The 20,825-nt window shown below is 63.7% G+C and carries 13 protein-coding genes; 5 read left to right on the top strand and 8 right to left on the bottom strand.

The features are described from left to right. Positions 1-3: 3 nt before the first annotated feature. Positions 4-2,178, top strand: a complete 2,175-nt coding sequence (locus LQ956_RS09195) for a malate synthase G (protein WP_238629866.1) — start codon at positions 4-6, stop codon at positions 2,176-2,178. Between the two features lie 120 nt (positions 2,179-2,298). Here LQ956_RS09195 and LQ956_RS09190 read toward each other — a convergent pair whose 3' ends face one another. From LQ956_RS09190 to LQ956_RS09165, 6 genes are all read right to left on the bottom strand, one after another. Continuing rightward, positions 2,299-3,261 (bottom strand): MBL fold metallo-hydrolase, encoded by a 963-nt coding sequence (locus LQ956_RS09190; protein WP_238629865.1) that lies wholly within the window; start codon positions 3,259-3,261, stop codon positions 2,299-2,301. A gap of 121 nt (positions 3,262-3,382) precedes the next feature. Then, positions 3,383-4,537: a bifunctional 2-methylcitrate synthase/citrate synthase gene (prpC, locus tag LQ956_RS09185; protein WP_238621798.1), complete on the bottom strand. Its 1,155-nt coding sequence runs from the start codon at positions 4,535-4,537 to the stop codon at positions 3,383-3,385. 17 nt (positions 4,538-4,554) lie between these two features. Continuing rightward, a complete protein-coding gene (gene prpB / locus LQ956_RS09180; RefSeq protein WP_238621799.1) occupies positions 4,555-5,439 on the bottom strand; it encodes a methylisocitrate lyase in 885 nt (294 codons plus the stop codon). Between the two features lie 36 nt (positions 5,440-5,475). Beyond that, positions 5,476-6,234 carry a GntR family transcriptional regulator gene (locus LQ956_RS09175; RefSeq protein WP_238621800.1) on the bottom strand — a complete coding sequence of 253 codons (759 nt, stop codon included), beginning with the start codon at positions 6,232-6,234 and terminating at the stop codon, positions 5,476-5,478. 140 nt (positions 6,235-6,374) lie between these two features. Then, on the bottom strand, positions 6,375-8,354 hold the full coding sequence (locus LQ956_RS09170; RefSeq protein ID WP_347402053.1) for a propionyl-CoA synthetase: 1,980 nt from the start codon (positions 8,352-8,354) through the stop codon (positions 6,375-6,377). 342 nt (positions 8,355-8,696) lie between these two features. Next, positions 8,697-10,214 carry an FAD-linked oxidase C-terminal domain-containing protein gene (locus tag LQ956_RS09165; RefSeq protein ID WP_238629864.1) on the bottom strand — a complete coding sequence of 506 codons (1,518 nt, stop codon included), beginning with the start codon at positions 10,212-10,214 and terminating at the stop codon, positions 8,697-8,699. Between the two features lie 139 nt (positions 10,215-10,353). On the opposite strand from LQ956_RS09165, the gene serS reads away from it, so the two are divergent. Together serS and LQ956_RS09155 are read left to right on the top strand one after the other, a co-directional pair. After that, positions 10,354-11,637, top strand: coding sequence for a serine--tRNA ligase (serS, locus tag LQ956_RS09160; RefSeq protein WP_238621803.1), 1,284 nt, complete (start codon positions 10,354-10,356; stop codon positions 11,635-11,637). A 19-nt stretch (positions 11,638-11,656) separates the two neighbouring features. Then, positions 11,657-12,670, top strand: a complete 1,014-nt coding sequence (locus LQ956_RS09155; protein ID WP_430733413.1) for a thioredoxin family protein — start codon at positions 11,657-11,659, stop codon at positions 12,668-12,670. A 117-nt stretch (positions 12,671-12,787) separates the two neighbouring features. Here LQ956_RS09155 and LQ956_RS09150 read toward each other — a convergent pair whose 3' ends face one another. Beyond that, positions 12,788-13,150: a hypothetical protein gene (locus tag LQ956_RS09150; RefSeq protein WP_238629863.1), complete on the bottom strand. Its 363-nt coding sequence runs from the start codon at positions 13,148-13,150 to the stop codon at positions 12,788-12,790. Positions 13,151-13,556: 406 nt separating this feature from the next. Further along, positions 13,557-14,777: a toxic anion resistance protein gene (locus tag LQ956_RS09145; RefSeq protein WP_238629862.1), complete on the bottom strand. Its 1,221-nt coding sequence runs from the start codon at positions 14,775-14,777 to the stop codon at positions 13,557-13,559. A gap of 320 nt (positions 14,778-15,097) precedes the next feature. Here LQ956_RS09145 and LQ956_RS09140 point away from each other — a divergent pair, with 320 nt between their 5' ends. After that, positions 15,098-18,205, top strand: a complete 3,108-nt coding sequence (locus LQ956_RS09140; protein ID WP_238629861.1) for a carboxypeptidase-like regulatory domain-containing protein — start codon at positions 15,098-15,100, stop codon at positions 18,203-18,205. Beyond that, positions 18,202-20,730, top strand: coding sequence for a TonB-dependent receptor plug domain-containing protein (locus LQ956_RS09135; RefSeq protein ID WP_238629860.1), 2,529 nt, complete (start codon positions 18,202-18,204; stop codon positions 20,728-20,730). Before LQ956_RS09140 ends, LQ956_RS09135 begins: the two co-directional genes overlap by 4 nt. The last annotated feature ends 95 nt before the right edge of the window (positions 20,731-20,825 follow it).

The raw sequence follows: 20,825 nt of genomic DNA, 5'->3' as shown, positions 1-20,825 counted from the left end.
TTCATGAATGATTACGTCTCAGCGGGTCGCCTGCGGGTTGCCCGGGAGCTGCACGACTTCATCAATAACGAGGCGCTGCCCGGCACGGGTGTGGCCGCCGATGCCTTCTGGAACGGTCTGGATGCCGTCATCCACGAGCTGGCGCCGAAAAACCGCGAACTGCTGGCCAAACGGGATGATCTCCAGGTCCGTATCGACACCTGGCATCGACAGCATCTCGGTGCCGTGGACATGGCGGTCTACAAGACCTTCCTGACCGAGATCGGCTACCTGCAGCCGGAAGGGGAGGATTTCCAGGTCACCACCGAACAGGTGGACCCGGAGATCGCCCGCCAGGCCGGACCCCAGCTGGTGGTGCCGGTAATGAATGCTCGCTACGCCCTGAACGCCGCCAATGCCCGCTGGGGCAGTCTCTATGATGCCCTCTACGGCACCGACGCCCTGAGCGAAGATGATGGCTGCGAGCGCGGCACTGGCTACAATCCCAAGCGCGGCGACAGGGTCATCGCCTTTGCCCGTGACTTCCTGGACCAGGCTGCGCCCCTGGCCCGCGGCAGTCATGTGGGTTCCCGGGGCTATGCCGTGGTGGAGGGCGTTCTGCAAGTCACCCTGGCCGACGGCAGCCTGAGTGAACTCAAGGACCCGGCACAGCTTCGCGGCTACCAGGGCGATGCCGGGGCACCCAAGGCCATCCTGCTGGGGCACAATGATCTGCATTTCGAGATCCAGTTCGATGCCGCCAGCACGGTCGGCAAGACCGACAGTGCCGGCATCAAGGACCTGCTTATGGAAGCGGCCCTCACCACCATCATGGACTGCGAGGACTCCGTGGCCGCGGTGGATGCCGAGGACAAGGTAGTGGTCTATCGCAACTGGCTGGGCCTGATGAAAGGGGATCTCACCGCCAGCTTCCACAAGGCCGGCCGGGAAGTGATCCGGCGCATGGAACCGGACCGGGAATACACCCGCCCCCAGGGCGGCACCCTGACCCTGCCGGGGCGTTCCCTGATGTTCGTGCGCAACGTAGGTCATCTGATGACCATCGACGCCGTGCTGGACCAGGACGGTAACCCGGTGCCCGAGGGCATCCTGGACGCCATGTTCACCAGTCTGATCGCCCTGCACGATCTCAAGCGCGGCGACGGTCTGCACAACTCCCGCTGCGGTTCGGTCTACATCGTCAAGCCCAAGATGCACGGCCCGGAGGAAGTGGCGTTTGCCGACGAACTTTTCGCCCGGGTGGAAGATGTCCTGGGCATGAAGCGCAACACCCTGAAGATGGGCGTGATGGACGAGGAGCGCCGCACCACGGTGAACCTCAAGGCCTGCATCCGTGCCGTGAAGGAACGCATCGTCTTCATCAATACCGGTTTCCTGGATCGCACCGGCGACGAGATGCACACCTCCATGGAGGCCGGCCCCATGATGCGCAAGGGCGCCATGAAGGCGGCCCGCTGGCTATCCGCCTATGAAGACTGGAACGTGGACGTGGGTCTGGCCTGTGGTCTCAAGGGCCGCGCCCAGATCGGCAAGGGCATGTGGGCCATGCCGGACCTGATGGCGCAGATGCTGCAGCAGAAGGTGGCCCATCCCAAGGCCGGTGCCAACACCGCCTGGGTGCCATCCCCCACGGCGGCCATCCTGCATGCTCTGCATTATCACCAGGTGAACGTGGCCCAGGTGCAGGAGTCGCTGGCGGGCCAACGCCGCGCCGGTCTGGACGACATCCTTACCATTCCGGTGGAAGCCGGTCCCGCCTGGACGGCCGAGGAGATCCAGCAGGAGCTGGACAACAATGCCCAGGGCATCCTGGGGTATGTGGTGCGCTGGATCAACCAGGGCATCGGCTGTTCCAAGGTGCCGGACATCAACAACGTGGGCCTGATGGAAGATCGGGCCACCCTGCGCATTTCCAGTCAGCACATTGCCAACTGGCTGCATCACGGCATCTGCTCCGAAGCGCAGGTGATGGAGACCTTGAAGCGCATGGCCGGTGTGGTGGATGAGCAGAATGCCGGCGATCCGGCCTACCGTCCCATGGCCCCGGACTTCGAAGCTTCCGTGGCCTTCCAGGCCGCTTGCGATCTGGTGTTCCGTGGTCGGGAGCAGCCCAACGGCTATACCGAGCCGGTCCTGCACCGTCGTCGCATTGAGGCCAAGGCGAAGGGTCTGCGGTAGTCGTAGCCCTGATTCCCCTCACCCCAACCCCTCTCCCTTCTCCCCCTGGGGAGAAGGGCCGGGGATGAGGGGGGCCGACCTTCGGCAATAAGCCGGACCCAGGGCACCCGGGAGGTCGATCTACCCCGCCGGCTGCTTGTCCAGCCACACCTCCAGCCCCTGCACGTTCAGTTCCACGTCCATCGCCAGCAGTTCCCGAATCCTGGATTCCGGTAGCCGGCAGCCATGGGCGGCCAGTCGTTTCACGAACAGGGCCATCATGCCATCGCACAGGGCTTGGTGCCTTCCTTCGCCATCCTTCCTGTGGGCGCGACCCAGCAAAAGAAATTCCTCGATCATCTCATGCTGCTCGGTCTGCAGCCGGCTCAATTCCTCGCCGCCCACCCGTCCGAAATGGGTCAGATACATGTAATCCAGCCCCTGGCCGACCAGTCGATCCACCGAGGCATGCAGGGCCTCCGGTTCGAATTGCACCGGCGTGGTGGTGGGGTACACAAAGGCCCCGCGCTCGGTATCCAGTTCCCGATAGGCAATACCGAAGGTATCACCGGTGTAGATGCCCCGGCCCTTTGCGTCCACCACACAGAAGTGATGCCGGGCATGTCCCGGGGTGTCCAGGAATACCAGTTCACGGCCATTCAGCGACACACTCCCACCATCATCCGCCTGAATGACTCGGGATTCCGGAATCGGCAGGATGGTGCCGAAATCCCGCGCCATGACCGCTTCACCGTACACCGCCGTGGCACCGGCAATGAGCTTGGACGGATCGATCATGTGCCGGGCACCTCGGGGATGGATCACCAGTTCGGCATTGGGAAGCTGCTCCATCAGGGTCCCGGCACCACCGGCATGGTCCAGATGCACATGGGTGGGGATGACGTAGTCCACCTGTTCCCGTGACAGACCCTTTTGTTCCAGCGCCTTGAGCAGCATCGGCACGGAGTGGGATGTGCCCGTCTCCACGAAGGCGGCGCGGCCGTTTTCCACGATCAGATAGCTGGCGGCCAGACCGGGGCGCACCACCTGGGCATCGATGAGGGTGATGCCATGGTCCAGGTCCTGGAAGTGAGGTTGATTCATCAAAGGGCTCCTCGGGTGATTGAGATGATGTTCCCAGGCTACAAAAAATAGGGCTCACGACAAAAAAGCCCCTCTTTCCACCTGGGAAAGAGGGGCTTTCCGAACTGCCGGACCGTCAGACTCAGGCCCGCTTGTCCAGGGGCAGCCAGGACTGGTTTTCCGGGCCGACATAGTTGGCGCTGGGACGGATGATCTTGCCGTCCTGACGCTGCTCGATCACGTGAGCCGCCCAGCCGGTGGTACGGGCAATGACGAAGATCGGCGTGAACAGGGCGGTGGGGATGCCCATCATGTGGTAGGACACGGCGGAGAACCAGTCCAGATTGGGGAACATCTTCTTCAGGTCCCACATCACCGTTTCCAGGCGATCGGCCACGTCATACATGCGCATGGAGCCCTCCTGCTCGGACAGGCGGCGGGCCACGTCCTTGATGACCTTGTTGCGCGGGTCGCTGATGGTGTAGACCGGGTGGCCGAAGCCGATCACGATCTCCTTGCGGGCCACGCGCTCGCGGATGTCCGCTTCGGCCTCGTCGGCGTTGTGATAGCGCTGCTGGATGTCGCAGGCCGCCTCGTTGGCACCGCCGTGCTTGGGACCCCGCAGTGCGCCGACGGCGCCGGTGATGGCGGAGTAGATATCCGAGTTGGTACCGGCCACCACGCGGGCAGTGAAGGTGGAGGCGTTGAACTCGTGCTCCGCATACAGGTTCAGTGAGGTGTGCATGGCCCGCACCCATGCCTCGGGTGGGGTGCTGCCGTGCATCAGGTGCAGGAAGTGACCGCCCACGCTGTCGTCATCGGTCTCCACGTCGATGCAGCGGCCGTTATGGGCAAAGTGGTACCAGTAGAGCAGGGCGGAACCCAGGCAGGCCAACAGGCGGTCGGCGATCAGGCGGGCACCGGCCACGTTCATGTCTTCCTTTTCCGGCTCCAGGGTGCCCAGCATGGACACGGCGGTGCGCATCACGTCCATGGGGTGGGCGGAGGGCGGAATCTGCTCCAGGGCGCTCTGCAGGGCGGCCGGCAGACCGCGCATGGATTTCAGACGGGCCTTGTAGCGGGCCAACTCGGCGGCATTGGGCAGGGTGCCGTGGATCAGCAGGTGGGCAATTTCCTCGAACTCCGCCTCATCGGCAAAGTCCAGGATGTCATAGCCCCGGTAATGCAGGTCGTTGCCGGTACGGCCCACGGTGCAGACGGCGGTATTGCCGGCGGTCGTGCCCGACAGGGCTACCGACTTTTTCGGTTTGGGCTTGGCGATTTCGGTCTCACTCATTTTCATCATTCTCCGTCTTAGCCGCCTTTGCGGTATAGCTGGTCCAGTTTTTCTTCGTAGGCGTGGTAGCCCAGGTGCTCGTAGAGTTCCATGCGGGTCTGCATGGTATCGATGACGCCCTGCTGGGTGCCGTCGCGGCGGATGGCCTCGAACACGTTCAGGGCCGCCTTGTTCATGGCGCGGAACGCGGACAGGGGGTAGAGCACCAGGCTCACGCCCACGCCCTTGAGCGCTTCAGTGGTGAAAAGGGGGGTACTGCCGAACTCGGTGATATTGGCCAGTACCGGGACGCCGACGGCGTCTACGAACTGCTGGTACTGCTCCAGAGTGTTGATGGCCTCGGGGAAGATCATGTCGGCGCCGGCCTCGACGCAGGCCACGGCCCGTTCGATGGCGGAGTCCATGCCTTCCACGGCCAGGGCATCGGTGCGGGCCATGATGACGAAATCCCGGTCACGGGCGTCGGTAGCGGCCTTGATGCGGTCCACCATCTCTTCCTTGGTGACGATGGCCTTGCCGGGGCGATGGCCGCAACGCTTGGCCTGCACCTGGTCCTCGATATGGCAGCCGGCAGCACCGGCGCGGATCAGTTCCTTGACCGTGCGCCCGATGTTGAAGGCGCTGGGGCCAAAACCGGTATCCGCATCCACCAGCAGGGGGACATCGGTCACATAGGTGATGCGGCGCACGTCTTCCAGCACGTCGTGCAGGGTGCTGATACCCAGGTCCGGCAGGGCCAGGGAGCCGGCGGCAACACCACCACCGGACAGGTACAGTGCCCGGTAGCCCACGTGTTCGGCCATCATCGCGTGATAGGCATTGATGGTGCCCACCACTTGCAGCGGGTGCTCTTCTTCAACGGCGCGACGCAGACGCGCGCCTGGCGTGGATGGCTCGGTCATTGGATCTCCTTGTGTTGAGGGGATGATGCGGGGTGGTCAGAGCGGCGGAGGTGCGCCGGCGCTGTTCCCGGCGCCGGCGGAGCGGATGGCCGGGGTGGCCTTGGCTCCCTTGGGCGCCTTCTCGTCAAACAGCAGTTCCACGTTGATCCGTGAACTGCGGATATGGCGGCGCATGATGAGTTCTGCCATCTCCGGGTCCCGGTCGGCAATGGCCTCGACGATGTGGCCATGTTCCCGAAAGGCGATCAGGGCCCGGGAGCTGGCCATGCCGAACTGAAAACGGTACATGCGCATCAGGTGGTAGAGGTCGTCGCACAGCAGCTTGATCAGGCGGGCATTGCCGCTGGCCTTGATGATGCGGTAATGAAAGTCCAGATCGCCCTCGGTCTGGAAATAGGCGATGCCTTCCTGCAGTTCCGCCCGTTCCTGGTGCTGCTTGAGCAGCTTGCGCAGCTCATCGATGTCCCGGCCGGACATGCGCTCCGCGGCCAGACGGGCGGCCATGCCCTCCAGGGCTTCTCGCAGCAGGTAGAGTTCCAGCAGGTCTTCCTGGGTGAGGGAGACCACCCGGGCACCCACATTGGGGCGACGTTCCACCAGGTGGCAGGCTTCCAGACGACCGATGGCATCCCTGAGCGGGCCACGGCTGATGCCGTATTCGCCGGCCAGTTCCGGTTCGCTGATCTTGGTGCCCGAAGGGATCTCACCCTCGACGATGGCCTGGCGCAGGCGCGCGAAGACCCGATCCGCCAAGGTGACGCCCTGTTGCCCGAGTTGGTCGTTGAAATCTGGCATATGTCGTCCGATTGTTGACAATATTAGGGTATCAGGCCTTTTCCTGGAGATAAAGTGGTATTTCTGGTGACAATCTGCGCCTGTCCCTGTTTGCCGGAGCCAGAGGCCCTTCTCCCCCCTGAGGGGAGAAGGGCTTTGCTTCAGGCCGTTTCCCGACCCTCTGCATATCCCATCCGGCTCAGGCTTTCCCGGATCTCGTCCAGGATCGCCGGGTCATCGATGGTGGCCGGGGTCTGATAGGCCTCGTTGTCGGCGATCTTGCGCATGATGGCCCGCAGGATCTTGCCCGAACGGGTCTTGGGCAGGCGGCTGACCACGGCCACCAGCTTGAAGGCGGCCACGGGTCCGATGCGCTCGCGTACCAGATTCACCAGTTCCTTGCTCAGGGCCTCCGGGGCCTGGTCCACACCCGATTTCATCACCACCAGACCCATGGGCAGCGAGCCCTTGAGTTCATCCGCCACGGCGATGACCGCACATTCGGCCACGGCCGGATGAGAGGCCAGCACCTCTTCCATGGCACCGGTGGACAGGCGATGCCCGGCCACATTGATGGTGTCGTCGATCCGCCCCATCACGTACAGGAAACCGTCCTCGTCCATGTAGCCTGAGTCTCCGGTGAGGTAGTAACCGGGTTCGGCGCTGAGATAGGACTCCTTGAAGCGTGCGTCGTTGTTCCACAGGGTGGGCAGACAGGCAGGTGGCAGGGGCAGCTTGATCATGATCCGCCCCATCTCTCCGGCGGATACCGGCTTGCCGCTGTCATCCAGGATCTGCACGTCATAACCCGGGGTGGGCTTGCCGGCGGTACCGGGCTTGATGGGCAGCTGTTCGATCCCCAGGAAGTTCCCGGCGATGGCCCAGCCGGTCTCGGTCTGCCACCAGTGGTCGATGGCCGGACGCTGCAGGATCTTCTGTGCCCATTCCAGGGTGTCCGGATCGCAACGCTCACCGGCCAGGAACAGGGCGCGGAACTGATCCAGGTTGTAGCGCTTGAGGTGTTCGGCGCCGGGGTCTTCCTTCTTGATGGCACGGAAGGCGGTGGGGGCGGTGAACATCACCGAGACCTTGTATTCCTCGATCACCCGCCAGAAGGCGCCGGGGTCCGGGGTGCCCACCGGCTTGCCCTCGTAGACCACCGTGGTGCAGCCGTAGAGCAGGGGACCGTAGACGATGTAGGAGTGTCCCACCACCCAACCCACGTCGGAGGCGGCCCAGAACACCTCGCCGGGTTCCATGCCGTAGATATGCTTCATGCTCCAGTTAAGGGCCACCGCATGACCGCCGTTGTGACGCACCACCCCCTTGGGCTTGCCGGTGGTGCCGGAGGTGTACAGGATGTAGATAGGGTCGGTGGCGGAGACGGGGACGCAGTCATGAGGGGCCGCGGCGGCCATGGCCGCGGTCCAGTCCATGTCCCGTCCCGGGATCAGGTCGCAGGGGGACTGGGGACGCTGCAGGATCAGGGTCCGCTCAGGCTTGTGGGTGGACATCTCGATGGCCTGGTCCAGCAGCGGTTTGTATTTCACTACCCGGGAGGGTTCGATGCCGCAGGAGGCGGCCACCACCACCTTGGGGGTGGCGTCGTCAATGCGGGTGGCCAGCTCTCGGGCAGAGAAACCGCCGAACACCACGGAGTGGATCGCCCCCAGGCGGGCACAGCCCAGCATGGCCACCAGGGCCTCGGGCACCATCGGCATGTAGATGATGACCCGGTCACCCTTGGTCACACCCATGTCGGCCAGGGCGCCGGCGAAGCGTGCGACCTGGTCCTGTAATTCGCGGAAGCTGATGCAGCGCTTGGTGTCCGTGACCGGGCTGTCGTAGATGATGGCCGTCTGCTCACCACGGCCGTTTTCCACGTGCCGGTCCACGGCGTTATAACAGGTATTGATCTCCCCGCCGGCGAACCAGCGGTAGAAGGGGGCGGCACTGTCATCCAGCACTTTCTCAAACGGCTTGGACCAGGTGAGTGCCTGCGCGGCCTCGGCCCAGAAGCCTTCGGGATCGTTTACTGCGCGTGCGTAAACCTCTGCATAACCCATGACTCGCTCCTGCTTGTTAGTGCCCCAGGCGGGGGTAGTGCTGCCTGCGTCTGCGCGGCATCGTGGTGTCCGCACCCTCGGCCGGGGTGCTTGTGGTTATCTTGTCAGGGCATGACCTTAGAGGATTTTTGAAAAGTGTCAACAATCCTGGTGCAGGTTTTGGACTAAGGTCATTCCTTTAGACTGTTCTGCGTCGGTCAGAATGTTCTGAGTCAGTCATTCCCGCGCCCGCGGGGATCCGGTAACAGGCTGAAAATCATTGATTCCCGCGAGCGCGGGAGGGAGGGCAGGGGCGCTTGTTCCGTATTTTCCCTGCAGGCTTCAAAAGCAAAAAATCCCGCTCTCCCCGGCAGTGTGCCGGGCGATTGATAACGTTTTGCCGGGGGTGGCCGGGCATTGCGCCGGCTGGCCGGCGTCCTAGAATCGAGGCAGATCGGGAAAGGGGAGCTGCCCGCGGTGCACGTGCATGGCGCCGAATTCGGCGCAGCGATGCAGGGTGGGCACTGCTTTGCCCGGATTGAGCAGGCCTTTCGGGTCAAAGGCCGCCTTGACTGCATGAAACTGGGTCAGCTCCGCCGGCTGGAACTGCACGCACATCTGGTTGATCTTTTCGATGCCCACCCCGTGCTCCCCGGTGATGGTGCCGCCCACCTCCACGCACAGCTCCAGGATCTGCCCGCCCAGTTCCTCGGCCTTTTCCAGCTCTCCGGACACATTGGCATCGAACAGGATCAGCGGGTGCAGGTTGCCGTCACCGGCATGAAAGACGTTGGCCACCCGCAGCCCGTAGGCGCGGGATAGCTCGGCGATGCCCCCGAGGACCTTACCCAGATGGCGCCGGGGAATGGTGCCGTCCATGCAGTAGTAATCCGGGGAGATCCTGCCTACCGCCGGGAAGGCGGCCTTGCGGCCGGCCCAGAAGCGCATGCGTTCCTGTTCGTCCCGGGCCGTGCGCACCTCGGTGGCGCCGCTTTCCAGCAGCAGGTTGCGTACCTGTATCACCTGTTCCGAGACCTCCGCTTCGGTGCCGTCCAGCTCACAGAGCAGGATGGCGGCGGCGTCCACCGGATAGCCCGCATGAACGAAATCCTCCGCCGCCCGGATGGCGTCGTTGTCCATCATTTCCAGGCCGCCGGGGATGATCCCGGCCCCGATCAGGCCGGCCACCGCCTCGCCAGCGCTCTGGGCATCATCAAAGGCCGCCATCAGCACCTGTGCCCGTTCCGGTTTGGGCAGCAGCCTGACCGTGACCTCGGTAATGATGCCGAGCATGCCTTCGGAGCCGTGGACCAGGGCCAGCAGGTCATAGCCCGGGCTGTCCAGGGCCTCGCCACCCAAGGTGAGCAGTTCACCATCGATGGTCAGCATCTGCACGGCCAGCACATTGTGGACCGTCAGGCCGTATTTCAGGCAGTGCACCCCGCCGGAGTTTTCCGCCACGTTGCCGCCGATGGAGCAGGCGATTTGGGAAGACGGATCGGGGGCATAGTAGAGACCATGGGGTGTGGCAGCCTCGGAAATGGCCAGATTGCGGACCCCGGGCTGGACTCGGGCGATACGGCGGTTCGGGTCCAGTTCCAGGATGCGGTTGAAGCGGGCCAGGCTCAGCAGCACGCCGTCGGGAAAGGGCAGGGCACCGCCGGACAGGCCGGTGCCGGCGCCCCGGGCCGTCACCGGGATGCCTCGCTCCCGGCAGATGCCGAGGGCGGCCCGGGCCTGGTCCAGATCATGGGGCAGGATCACCGCCAGGGGCAGACGCCGATAGGCGGACAGGCCGTCGCACTCGTACGGCCGCAGGTCTTCCCCGTGGTGGAGCAGGGCGTCCTTGGGGAGCACCTGGTCCAGGGCCGCAATCAGGGCGTCTCGCTCCTGGGGGGAGACCTGGCGCCGAGGGTCGGGATAGAGCGGGTCGCGAGCGGGATCATGGTCAGCCATGGCGGACTCCTTGCGCTTGCCGGGCATTCAGGTCTGAGTGTCTACCCGGCGCGCACCCGGGTCAATCACCGGCGGTGGCCCTGTGCTACCATCGCCGAGACCAAAACAAACCGTCCATTCAATCCCGGACCCAGACCTCATGCTCGATCCCAAGACCCTCCGTACCGACCTGGATACCGTTGCCGCCCGCCTGGCCACCCGGGGTTTTGCCCTGGATGTGGAGGCCTTCAACCACATGGAGTCCGAGCGCAAGGCCCTGCAGGTACGGACCCAGGAACTGCAGAACGAGCGCAATACCCGGTCCAAGTCCATCGGTCAGGCCAAGGCCCGGGGTGAGGATATCGAGCCTTTGAAAGCGGAGGTGGGGCGACTGGGGGACGAACTCAAGGCCTGCGAGGCCCGTCTGGCGGAGTTGCAGCAGTCCCTGTCCGACTTCATGATGGGAATTCCCAACCTGCCCCATGAATCCGTGCCGGTGGGACGGGATGAGGCCCAGAATCAGGAAGTGCGCCGCTGGGGTGAGCCCCGACGTCTGGACTTCACGCCCCTGGACCATGTGGATCTGGGCGCCCCTCAGGGCTGGATGGATTTCGAGGCCGCTGCCAAGCTCAGCGGCAGTCGCTTTGCGGTACTGCGCGGCCCCATGGCCCGCCTGCACCGGGCTTTGATCCAGTTCATGCTGGACGTGCATACCCGGGAGCATGGCTACCAGGAGGTCTATGTGCCCTACCTGGTGAACGCGGACAGCCTGCGGGGGACCGGACAATTGCCCAAGTTCGAGGCCGACCTGTTCCGCATGGGTGGTGATCCCGGTTACTACCTGATCCCCACGGCAGAGGTGCCGGTGACCAACCTGGCCCGGGACAGCATTTTGGACGCCGACGCCATGCCGGCCCGGTTTGTCTGTCACACCCCCTGTTTCCGTTCCGAGGCCGGATCCTACGGCAAGGACACCCGGGGTCTGATCCGCCAGCACCAGTTCGAGAAGGTGGAGCTGGTGCAGCTGGTGCGCCCCGGCGAGTCCTGGGATGCCCTGGAGGCGCTGACCGGTCATGCGGAATCGATCCTGCAGCGGCTGGAGTTGCCTTACCGGGTCATGGCCCTGTGCACCGGGGACATGGGCTTTGCGGCGGCCAAGACCTACGACATCGAGGTGTGGCTGCCGGCCCAGAACTGCTATCGGGAGATTTCCTCCTGTTCCAACTTCGAGGATTTCCAGGCCCGGCGCCTGATGGCCCGTTGCCGCAACCCCGAGACGGGCAAGCCGGAACTGCTGCATACCCTCAATGGTTCGGGTCTGGCCGTGGGCCGCACCCTGGTGGCCCTGGTGGAGAATGGTCAGGATGCCCAGGGCCGCATTCACATCCCGTCGGTCCTGCAGCCCTACATGGGGGGCATGACGGTGCTTGATCCCGGGGCCTGATCCCGCTGGAGGTTGAACCGTGCCGAGACTGTCATCCCGCCTTGCCCGACTGATTCTCGGATGGCTGGTCCTGATCCTGGCCGGTGTCGTCTGCGCTGACGACCAGCCGCCGATCGATGACCGTCCCAGGCTCATCGGCCTGCAGGCCCCGGACTGGTTCCATCTGTCGTTCCTGGACCTGGGCGAGGACCTGCAGACAGCCCGCGATGAGGGCAAGCGCGGGCTGGTGGTCTATCTGGGCATGGATGACTGTCCCTACTGCGAGGCCCTGTTCCAGGTCAATTTCCAGCAGCCGGACATCGTCGAATACACCCGTCGGCACTTTCTGGTGGTGGCCCTGGACGTGCTGGGCAGTCGTACCATGATCACCCTGGAAGGTCGGTCACTCACGGAACGGGAGTTCGCCATCCGGCAGCGCCTGAACTTTACCCCCTCCTTCCTCTTCCATGATCTGGAAGGGGAGCCAGTCTTCATCCTGCGGGGCTACCATTCCCCCTACCGTTTCCGTGCCGCGCTGGAATACGTGGCCGACGCCCACTACCAGCGCGAGAGCTTCCGAGATTACCTGGCCCGGGCCGATCCGCCGCCGCGCTTTGATGCCGATGATCTTAATCATCGGGACTTTTTCAGTGCGCCTCCCCATCAGCTGGATCGCTCGCAGGTGGCGGCCGAACGACCCCTGGTGGTGTTTTTCGAGCAGGGGGAATGTCATGCCTGCGACGTGCTGCACACCGAGCCGCTGGGTGATCCTGAGGTGCTGAAACTGTTGTCCCTGTTCGATGTGGTGCAGCTGGACATGTGGTCCGACACCCCGGTGGTGACACCCAATGGCCGTCACCTGACGGCCCGACAGTGGGCCGAGGAGATGGACCTGTTCTATGCCCCCACCTTGGTGTTCTTCGATGAATTGGGAGAGGAGGTCCTGCGGGTGGACTCGGTGATCCGCCTGCATCGCCTGCAGGCGGTGCTGGAATATGTGCTCACCCGGGGTTACGAGGCATACCCCTCATTCCAGCGCTGGCGCAACCGTTAACGTGAAAGAAGCCGGGTTCAGTCACAGACACGCCCTATGGCCGTCCTTCATCATCGAGGGTGTATCGCCACCAAGATTCATGAGAGTTAGGGATACGGCGGCGGCGGGTTCGGTCGCTCATTCCTCGTCCCGTTCCACCGGCGGATCGATCTTCGGTGGTCCGGCCTTTTTCTGGGCCACCAGATGGGCCACCAGGTGACCGATGCCCACCATGAAGGTCACCGGAAACAGCAGGCCCAGTACCGGCCAGCCCCCGATCACGAACACAAAGCCCAGCGGGGAAATCTGGATCATCCACAGGGCAAAGCCCAGCAGGATCCAGCGTCCCGCCAGGGTGGCGCAGTGATCCCGGCACCAGACGGCCCGAGTCATCCGGTCTTCCGGCGTGGCCCTCGGCATCCGGCGAAGATGCCAGGGCGCCCAGAAGTAGGCGATCACCGCGTGGTGGACAGGCAGGTCGGAGGTCGGGTTCGAAGGCATGGGGTTCCAGGCGGGCAGGGGAGAGGGGAATCCAGTCTACGACATCGCGCCGACGCAGGTATTCCCGCGCTGCATATTTCGTCACTCCGGCGCTACCCATGCCGTCACTCCCGTATTACCCATGCTGTCACTCCCGCGAAAGCGGGAGTCAAGGATTTTCAGCCTTCAACAGTTGACTGGATTCCCGCGTTCGCGGGAATGACGGGATAGGGAGCAGGGCAAGTACAGCTACCCCCCTGGATTCCCGCGTTCGCGGGAATGACTGAGCCTCGCCTGGCTGGTCACTGCCGGCCTGGCCTGGATTCCCGCGTGCGCGGGAATGACGGCTTTCTGGTCGGTCGGGTGGTGCCGGGCAAAGCTGGATTCCCGCGCACGTGGGAATGCCCCGGTGCGAGGCTGTGCCCCTCTACGGGATATCATTTGCGCCCTGCCGGGCCACCACCTTGTCCATCTCGATCCCGTCACCCTTGTCCATGCGCCGGATCGCCGCATCCCCTTGGGCCGCCAGCGCCTCCAGACGGTCAATCTGGGCATCCAGCCTGGGCAGGGCCTCGCGGCGATAGCGGGAGACTTCGTCGATGGCGCCGATGACGTTGGTAAAGGCGGATTCGAGTTGCTCCATGTCCAGCACCGTGGAGGCGGCCCGGTTCTGGATCTCCACCCCCTGGGTTCGCAGGGCCTCGGCGGTACCGGCGATGAGGCTGGAGGTGGTGGTGTTGAGGGCCTCGACCCGATCCAGCACCAGCCGCTGATTGGCCAGGGCCAGGGCCACCGTCACCGCCACATTCAGCGCCGAGACGGTCACATTGATGGCCCGGTCAACACCCCGCATCAGTTCCCGGTTATTGCGGATCACCACCTCCAGGGCGAGGATGCCCTGCTGACTGACGGCCAGTTGTTGCTGCAGATCGACGAGCCGCTGGCGCAGGGGAAACAGCAGCTCCTCTTCCAGGAATCGGCGCTTGGCGGCGTCCTGGGGCAGGGTGGCGGCCTCGCCGGCCAGCTTGCGGTCGATGATCCGTCCCAGGGCGATCTGCCGCTGGAGCTGCACCAGGCTCTCCCGCAGGGACTGCTGGTCATCGCTCAGGGTGAGATTGTCCCGGTGCAGCATGTCCCTGCCCGCCTCCAGGTCCCTGATGATGGCGTCCAGGGCCTCCTGGGCGGTTTCGAACCTGTGGAAATAACGCTGCAGGGGGGTGCCGACCCCGGGGATCAAGGCCAGGATGCGGCCGATCCCTTCACGGCTCAGATTGTGATTGCGGGGGTCCAGTTCCAGCATGCGGGTACGCAGATCGATCAGGGAACGGGCCACCGGCCCACCCTCATCCCCCTGATGGGCCAGCTTGCGGATGGGGGTCTGCAACAACTTGCTGCGATGGGCCGCCTGACGCTGTATGTCCAGCCCCATCTCGTCCACAGCCCGGCGTTGCCGGGGGTCAATCTGCGCCTGATCCTGGTCTTTCAGCAACTCCGACAGGAAGGTATCCGCAATGCGCAGGAGTTCCGGGTCGTCGATGGTCTGCTCAGGGTCCGAGTCCCGTTTGATCTCCGTCTCCACTTCCGCAAGCGGCGGCAGGGAAAGGTTGAACGCCGGGTTTGCGGGGGGCTCTGAGTGGTTGGGGTTCATGCTGCCTCCAGAGTTTTGATCCAACGTCGCATCAATTGCCCGAGAAGGCCGCCGGGAAGAGGCGTCGATGCTCCTGGGCCTAGTGTATACCCTATGTGATCATTCGCCCTGAAGAAGTGGTGCCTGAAAATATATCGAAATGATATTGGTTATCATTGGTATTTTATTGTAAATTCCTGATCGTGTTTATTATGGTGAGGCCGATCATGGGTTTTCCTGTCATTGTTTCGTCCCTGCGGACGTCCGCTGCGGTACTGTCCCTTGCCCTTATCGTCGCCTGCACGGGCGGGGGAGGGTCCTCCTCGGGGGGAGACGCTTCTGTGCATCTGTCCGGCCTGGTGACGGACCCGCCGATCGAGGGGGCCGCGGTAAGGCTGGTGAATGCCCAGGGCGATGCCCTGTCCACCTTGGAACTCACCGGCAGCGATGGCCGCTTCAGTGTGACCCTGACGCAAGACCTGGCCAGGGAGGTGCACCGGATCCTGGCGCGGGGCGGGATCGACACGGTGACGGGCCAGGTCCTGGGCAATCTGATGTTGAGCGCGCCGCTCGAAGGCGGTGCCGTTGATGACATGCTGGTATCACCATTGACCACGTTGGTGGATCGATCCATGCGTGAGGGTGGCATGAGTCGGGACCAGGCCCTGTCCGCCGTGGCCTCCCGTCTGGCTCTGAGTCCCGCGGTGGTCATGGCCGATCCGGCCGGTGATGCCTCCGCCCAGCGGGCCAGCCTGCTGATGACCGAAATCCTGGTGGCACTGGAAGGCCAGGCCGATCCGTGGCAGCTGCTGGAGGACGCCATGAACGGCATGGCCCCCGGGCGCCTGGACCAGGTGGCCCAGCGCCTTGCCCTGGATCACGCTGGTCCGGTGGGTGACAGGCTTGAAGGCGTGGCCGAACGCGCCGAATATCTGCTGAGCCTGGATGCCGCGGCATCCGCCCAGGAGATGATCCGTGCGTTGGCGTTGCAGAACCTGGGGCATGGCCTGACCCGCTTCTTCGAGATTGCGGGGCAACCCATCCATGACAACCACCTGGTCACTTTGTCCGGTGCCCTTTGGGAAGGCATGGGGAGACGAGGCGTCCCCGCCGAGGGACCGGCCCTGCTCAACATCATCCGCTACGTGTTCCAGGTGCATGAGATGCCTGGCGATCTGAGCGATCCGGCGGCTGACTTGCCCCTGGATGACATCCGTCATGATGTCATCCTCCGGGATCTGGCCGCCCTGCGGGTGATCGACCATACCATTCCCCTGGCCGGCGGCGAGACCCTGGGCATGGACAACGATGCCCGGGCCGCCTACTTCTTCCGCTCCGATGTGTCTCCCACTTATCTGTCCGAACGCCTGTTCGATGGGGTGCTGGATGACGGCGTGTTGGACCCCATGTTCCGGGCCAACGCCTACAATCTCGCCACGGCGGGACTGCTGGATGAGGCCGAACTGACCCTGCGGGCCGCCATCTTCCAGCCCACCGAGCGGGCCATGGCACAGCTGCAGGTGGCCCGGGCGTTGAGTGGGGTCAACGATCTTGAAACGGCCCGCGTGTACTGGAATGCCTCACGTCAGACCTACGAAACCGCCTTGAGGGAAGGCAAGGGCATCAGCAATCTGGAGGGTGATGACGCCGCGTTCTTCCAGTCCCTCAACAGCGATCTGCTCAACGCCGGATTCAGGGACGATGCCGAGACGGCCCTTCTGGCCGTGCGGGAGTTTATCGAATCCCAGCGGGGGCAGCCCCATACCACCGCTTATGGCCGGATTATGGTCAGCTTGAGAGATGCTGCCTCGGCGGCCGTGGATGTGGCCGAAGCGACGGGTCTGTCGGGTAGGGCGTTCAACGATGCGCTGAACGCGGTGGATTTTTTCCGGGAGGCCACCCTGGGGACCGGTCGTCAGCCGCTGGCTGGTCGTTGCGAGGCCATGAAGACCCTGATGGTGACGGCCTACGCCGATTTCTATCGGCGTCTGGGTAGCACCACGGGTATGCGGCAGGCCATTGATGATTTTCGGGGCTTGGCCACCACGGATTGCAATCTGACCTATGGTGCCACCATGAGCCCCCGGATGGCGCCGATTCATGGCGAACTGGGAGACATTCAGACCTATCTGGCCTGGATTGAGGGACATGTCCGTCCGATCAACGAGTCCAACGCCGACTCGGCCCGGGATAATGCGGTGCTTTATCAGGCCCTTGATCGTGCGCTCGGCGGTGATGTTGAAGGGGCCATCAACCAGGTGGCGGCGCAGGCCGACACCGTACAGGCCGCCATCACGCAATTGACCCAGGTGGGTATGGGAGCCAGTGATGTCGGCACGCCTCACCTGGCCGTGCTGCTCTGGCGTCAAGGTGCCCTGGATGAAGCCAGGCAGGTGATGGACGCAGCCTGGGAACTGGCCATGTCCGAGCGGTTTGTGGATGAGTTGACCCATCAACTCATCTCCGCACGGAATTTTCTGGACCAGGGGTGCCGGAAGACCGCGTTGATCCTCAGTCGCATGGATCAACAGGCGCTGGCCTCTGATCGCATGCAGTCTTGCCGTCGGCATGTGGACTCAGTCCTTCACGATGCAAACGTGACAACGGATGATTTGCTGTGGGTGGCCGGGTCCCTGGCCGCGGCTTATCAGCAACTGGACATGGCGGGAGAGGCAGAGCTGATCGATCGCCTCCATGCCCTGGGCAGCGTGTTGAGCAATCCGGTGGCCCGCATCCGTAACCTCATGGAAGTGGCCCTGCTGCGCAGCAGCGGTGGCGATCCCGAAGCAGCCCTGTCGGCGCTGGACGAGGCGGTGGAGATGCTTACCCAGGTGGCAACCTCCTCCAGCGATCAGGCCGCCATCAATCAGGCGCTGGACCTGGTGGCCTTTATCCGCACCGGACAAAGACGTGACTCGCTGATGGAGAGCTACGTCCGGGTCGCCCGGGATCTTCGCCAGACCATCACCCGGACCGGTTGGGCCGATGAGACCCAGCGCCATCAGGTGGCCATGGCCCGGGAACGGGCACGCATGCTGGCGTCGGGGGATGACGCCCTGCCGGGTACCTGGCCGGGATCGCTGGCAATGATCGACGCTTTGTTTGCCGCCAACGACCGCACCACCCAGATCAACTCAGTGGTCAATTGGCTGGCCTCCGCCCGCCAGTATGAGACGGCCAGGATGGTGGCCATGGGCATTGAAACGGCGCCGGAGCGTCACCGGCAGTTGCTGAATATTGCCAACGGCATCAGCACCGCCGATGACTTCCCGGGCACGGCCCTGGCTCGCTTCGACTTTGACGGCGACGGGCGTCCGGACTTCTTTAGTCCCGGCAGCAGTGCGGCGGATCGTGCCGCGTCTCCCCTGTCCCTGGATGACGACATCGACGGGGATGGCATTCCCGATACCCAGGATCGTACCCCCTATTGCGCCGGTTGTGACGCATGACGAACCGCTGTGATCCATGCCCGATGTGCCGTGCCGGCTTCAAGCCCGGCCCGGTCTGGATACTGACCCTGGTGATTTCCGGATTGCCCGCCCTGGTACAGGCGGAGGAGGCAACGGTGGTGACACTGCCTGCCGACGCCCGACTGGATACCATCGAGGTGCGCCCCACCGATCGGACCCCCCTGGGCGGTGAAACGACCGCCGCCGGTCGTTATCGCTTCGATGCCCGTTACATCGAGCGCTTCGTGGGCGCCGACGGCAGCGTGGACGGCGTACTCCGGCTGGTGCCGGGACTCCAGTTCGGTGAGTCGGCGCTGACGCCGGAATCCCTGTTTGACCTGAGGCCGGAATCCTTTTCCATCTCCGGCGGGCGCTTTTATGAAAACCAGTTCCTGCTGGATGGGGTAAGCATCAGCAATCGTCTGGATCCCGCGGCCAATACACCCAATGCCATCGACGATATCCCCGGCCATGAGCAGTCCCAGTTCATTGACAGTGCGCTGATCGGTGAAATCCGGGTATTCGACAGCAACGTCCCGGCGGAATACAGCCGCTTTACCGGCGGTGTGGTGGAGGTGGAGACCCGGCGTGCGGGTTCAACGCCGCAAGGCAGCGTCTCCTACAGCGCCACCCGCAGCGACTGGGTGAGCTATCGCACCTTTACCCGGGACTGGGACCCGGATTCCGGCGCCTTGCCGCCGGAGCCCCCCGGTACCCCTGAATTCAGCCGGGATCGTCTGGCGCTGAATTATTCCACGCCAGTGGGAGAGGCATCCGGGCTGGTGCTGGGCATCAATCAGTCCCGATCTTCTACCCCGGAGGTGACCCTGGGGCGCAGCCGCTCCCAGGACCAGGAAAACACCAATCTGCTGATGAAGTTGACCACACCCGCCGGGGATCGGGGGTTGCTGGATTTCAGTCTTGGCTATGCCCCTTACCGGAACGAGCGCTTTATCACGGATGTGAAGGACAGCGATTTCACCATCGAAGGCGGTGGCTACAGCATGACCGGCAACCTGGAATACGCCGGGGATCGCCTGGACCAGCAGTTCCGGGTGGGTCTGAATTACAGTGAAAACAGCCGTTCTGCCCCCAAGGATTTCTTCAACTGGGCCAATACCCGCAGTGTGGACTGGGGGCGCCGGGCGGATGTGGGCAACAGCCGCCAGGGGGGCTTTGGTGATCTCGACAAGGAGCAGGCCAGCCTGTCGGGGCGCTGGCTGGCCCAGACCCCGGGTGGACAGGTCGGCCAGGTCCGGATCCGTCATCGTTTCGGGGCCGAGGTCAATCACCAGCGCTACCATTTTCAGCGGGACGAGGATCTCTACATTTTCCAGAATCCCGTGGTGAACAGCGAGGTCCAGTGCCGTGGCAACAGTGACGACTGTCTGCAGCGGGAACAGTATTTCTCTACCCGCAACGTGCATCCCGCCGATGACGTGGAGGTGTCCCTCAACGAAACCGGCCTGTTCGCAGAGACCACCCTGGGTTGGCAGCGCTTGTCGGGCACCTTCGGGCTGCGCTACGACCACGACGACTTTCTCGGCAACCACGACGTGGCCTATCGCACCCGGGGAAGCCTGGACGTCTTTGGCGACGGCCGTACCGTGGTTCGGGCCGGGGTGAACCGCTATTACGGTGCGGCGCTGCTCACCTACAAGCTGCGGGAGGCCCGGTCACCCTTCTATCGGGAGTATCGGGGGACCACCCAGAACATCGTCCGGGACTGGGAACTGGATTCAGGGGAGGGCACCTTCCGCTACGTCTTCCATGATCTGAATACCCCCTACAGCGATGAAGTCATGATCGGTGTGCAGCAGGCCCTGCTGGGTGGCCTGTTCAACCTGCAGCTGGTGCAGCGGGAGAACCGGGATGAATTTGCCCGCACCACTACCGCTGTCCAGCCCGATGGCTACCGCTACTACATCATGAACAACGAAGGACGCAGCCGCTACCGGGGCCTGTCCACGGCCTGGTTCGGGGAGTTCGGCCAGACCCTGGTGGGACTGCACCTGACTTACTCGGAAACCAGGACCTCCAATGCCGACTATGACGATCCGGTGGATGCCACCGGTTCCGGTGAGTATGTCTCCTATCAGGGCAGGCGTGTCCGCTACGGCGAGCTGGACATCCTGAGGGAGGATTTTTCCCGTCCCTGGGTGGCCAACTTCAGTCTGTCCCGTCCCATGGGTGAGCGGGTCGTAGTGGATCTGAACACCCGTTATCGGGGGCGCCATTCCATCATCAACCGCACCGGCCGGGTGGTGGAAGGGAATCGCATCGAGTTGCCCGGCGGCGAGGTGGTGTACGAGAGCCTGGATGTGTACGAGCGAGAAAGCAGACCGGTCACCTTCATCACCGACCTGCGTCTGAGCTATGCCCAGCCAATGCCGCGTTCCACGTTGCTCACCGCCCAATTACAGATCAACAACCTGTTCAACGAACGCACCCATACCGTCACCCCGGGGCAGAGCGGTGTGGAGATCGGTCGCTACTACTGGGTCAGCCTGAAATATGACTTCTGAAACGACACTGACCGGTGATCACCGGCCCGAATCGGCAAGAGGAATTTCCATGTCACGATCACGCAAGTGCCTGCTGGCGGGGCTTTTGGCCCTGA

Origin of the sequence: Ectothiorhodospira lacustris (genome assembly GCF_022227845.1) — a bacterium.
Lineage (GTDB): Bacteria > Pseudomonadota > Gammaproteobacteria > Ectothiorhodospirales > Ectothiorhodospiraceae > Ectothiorhodospira > Ectothiorhodospira lacustris.
This window is presented reverse-complemented; position numbering and strand designations above follow the sequence as displayed.

What these genes read in the sequence shown, in the direction of transcription:
- serS (WP_238621803.1), top strand. Translation starts at nt 10,354, where the DNA reads ATGCTCGATCCCAAGACCCTCCGTACCGACCTGGATACCGTTGCCGCC.
- prpB (WP_238621799.1), bottom strand. Translation starts at nt 5,439, where the DNA reads ATGACCGAGCCATCCACGCCAGGCGCGCGTCTGCGTCGCGCCGTTGAA.
- LQ956_RS09175 (WP_238621800.1), bottom strand. Translation starts at nt 6,234, where the DNA reads ATGCCAGATTTCAACGACCAACTCGGGCAACAGGGCGTCACCTTGGCG.
- LQ956_RS09135 (WP_238629860.1), top strand. Translation starts at nt 18,202, where the DNA reads ATGACGAACCGCTGTGATCCATGCCCGATGTGCCGTGCCGGCTTCAAG.
- LQ956_RS09190 (WP_238629865.1), bottom strand. Translation starts at nt 3,261, where the DNA reads ATGAATCAACCTCACTTCCAGGACCTGGACCATGGCATCACCCTCATC.
- LQ956_RS09165 (WP_238629864.1), bottom strand. Translation starts at nt 10,214, where the DNA reads ATGGCTGACCATGATCCCGCTCGCGACCCGCTCTATCCCGACCCTCGG.
- LQ956_RS09195 (WP_238629866.1), top strand. Translation starts at nt 4, where the DNA reads ATGAATGATTACGTCTCAGCGGGTCGCCTGCGGGTTGCCCGGGAGCTG.
- prpC (WP_238621798.1), bottom strand. Translation starts at nt 4,537, where the DNA reads ATGAGTGAGACCGAAATCGCCAAGCCCAAACCGAAAAAGTCGGTAGCC.
- LQ956_RS09150 (WP_238629863.1), bottom strand. Translation starts at nt 13,150, where the DNA reads ATGCCTTCGAACCCGACCTCCGACCTGCCTGTCCACCACGCGGTGATC.
- LQ956_RS09145 (WP_238629862.1), bottom strand. Translation starts at nt 14,777, where the DNA reads ATGAACCCCAACCACTCAGAGCCCCCCGCAAACCCGGCGTTCAACCTT.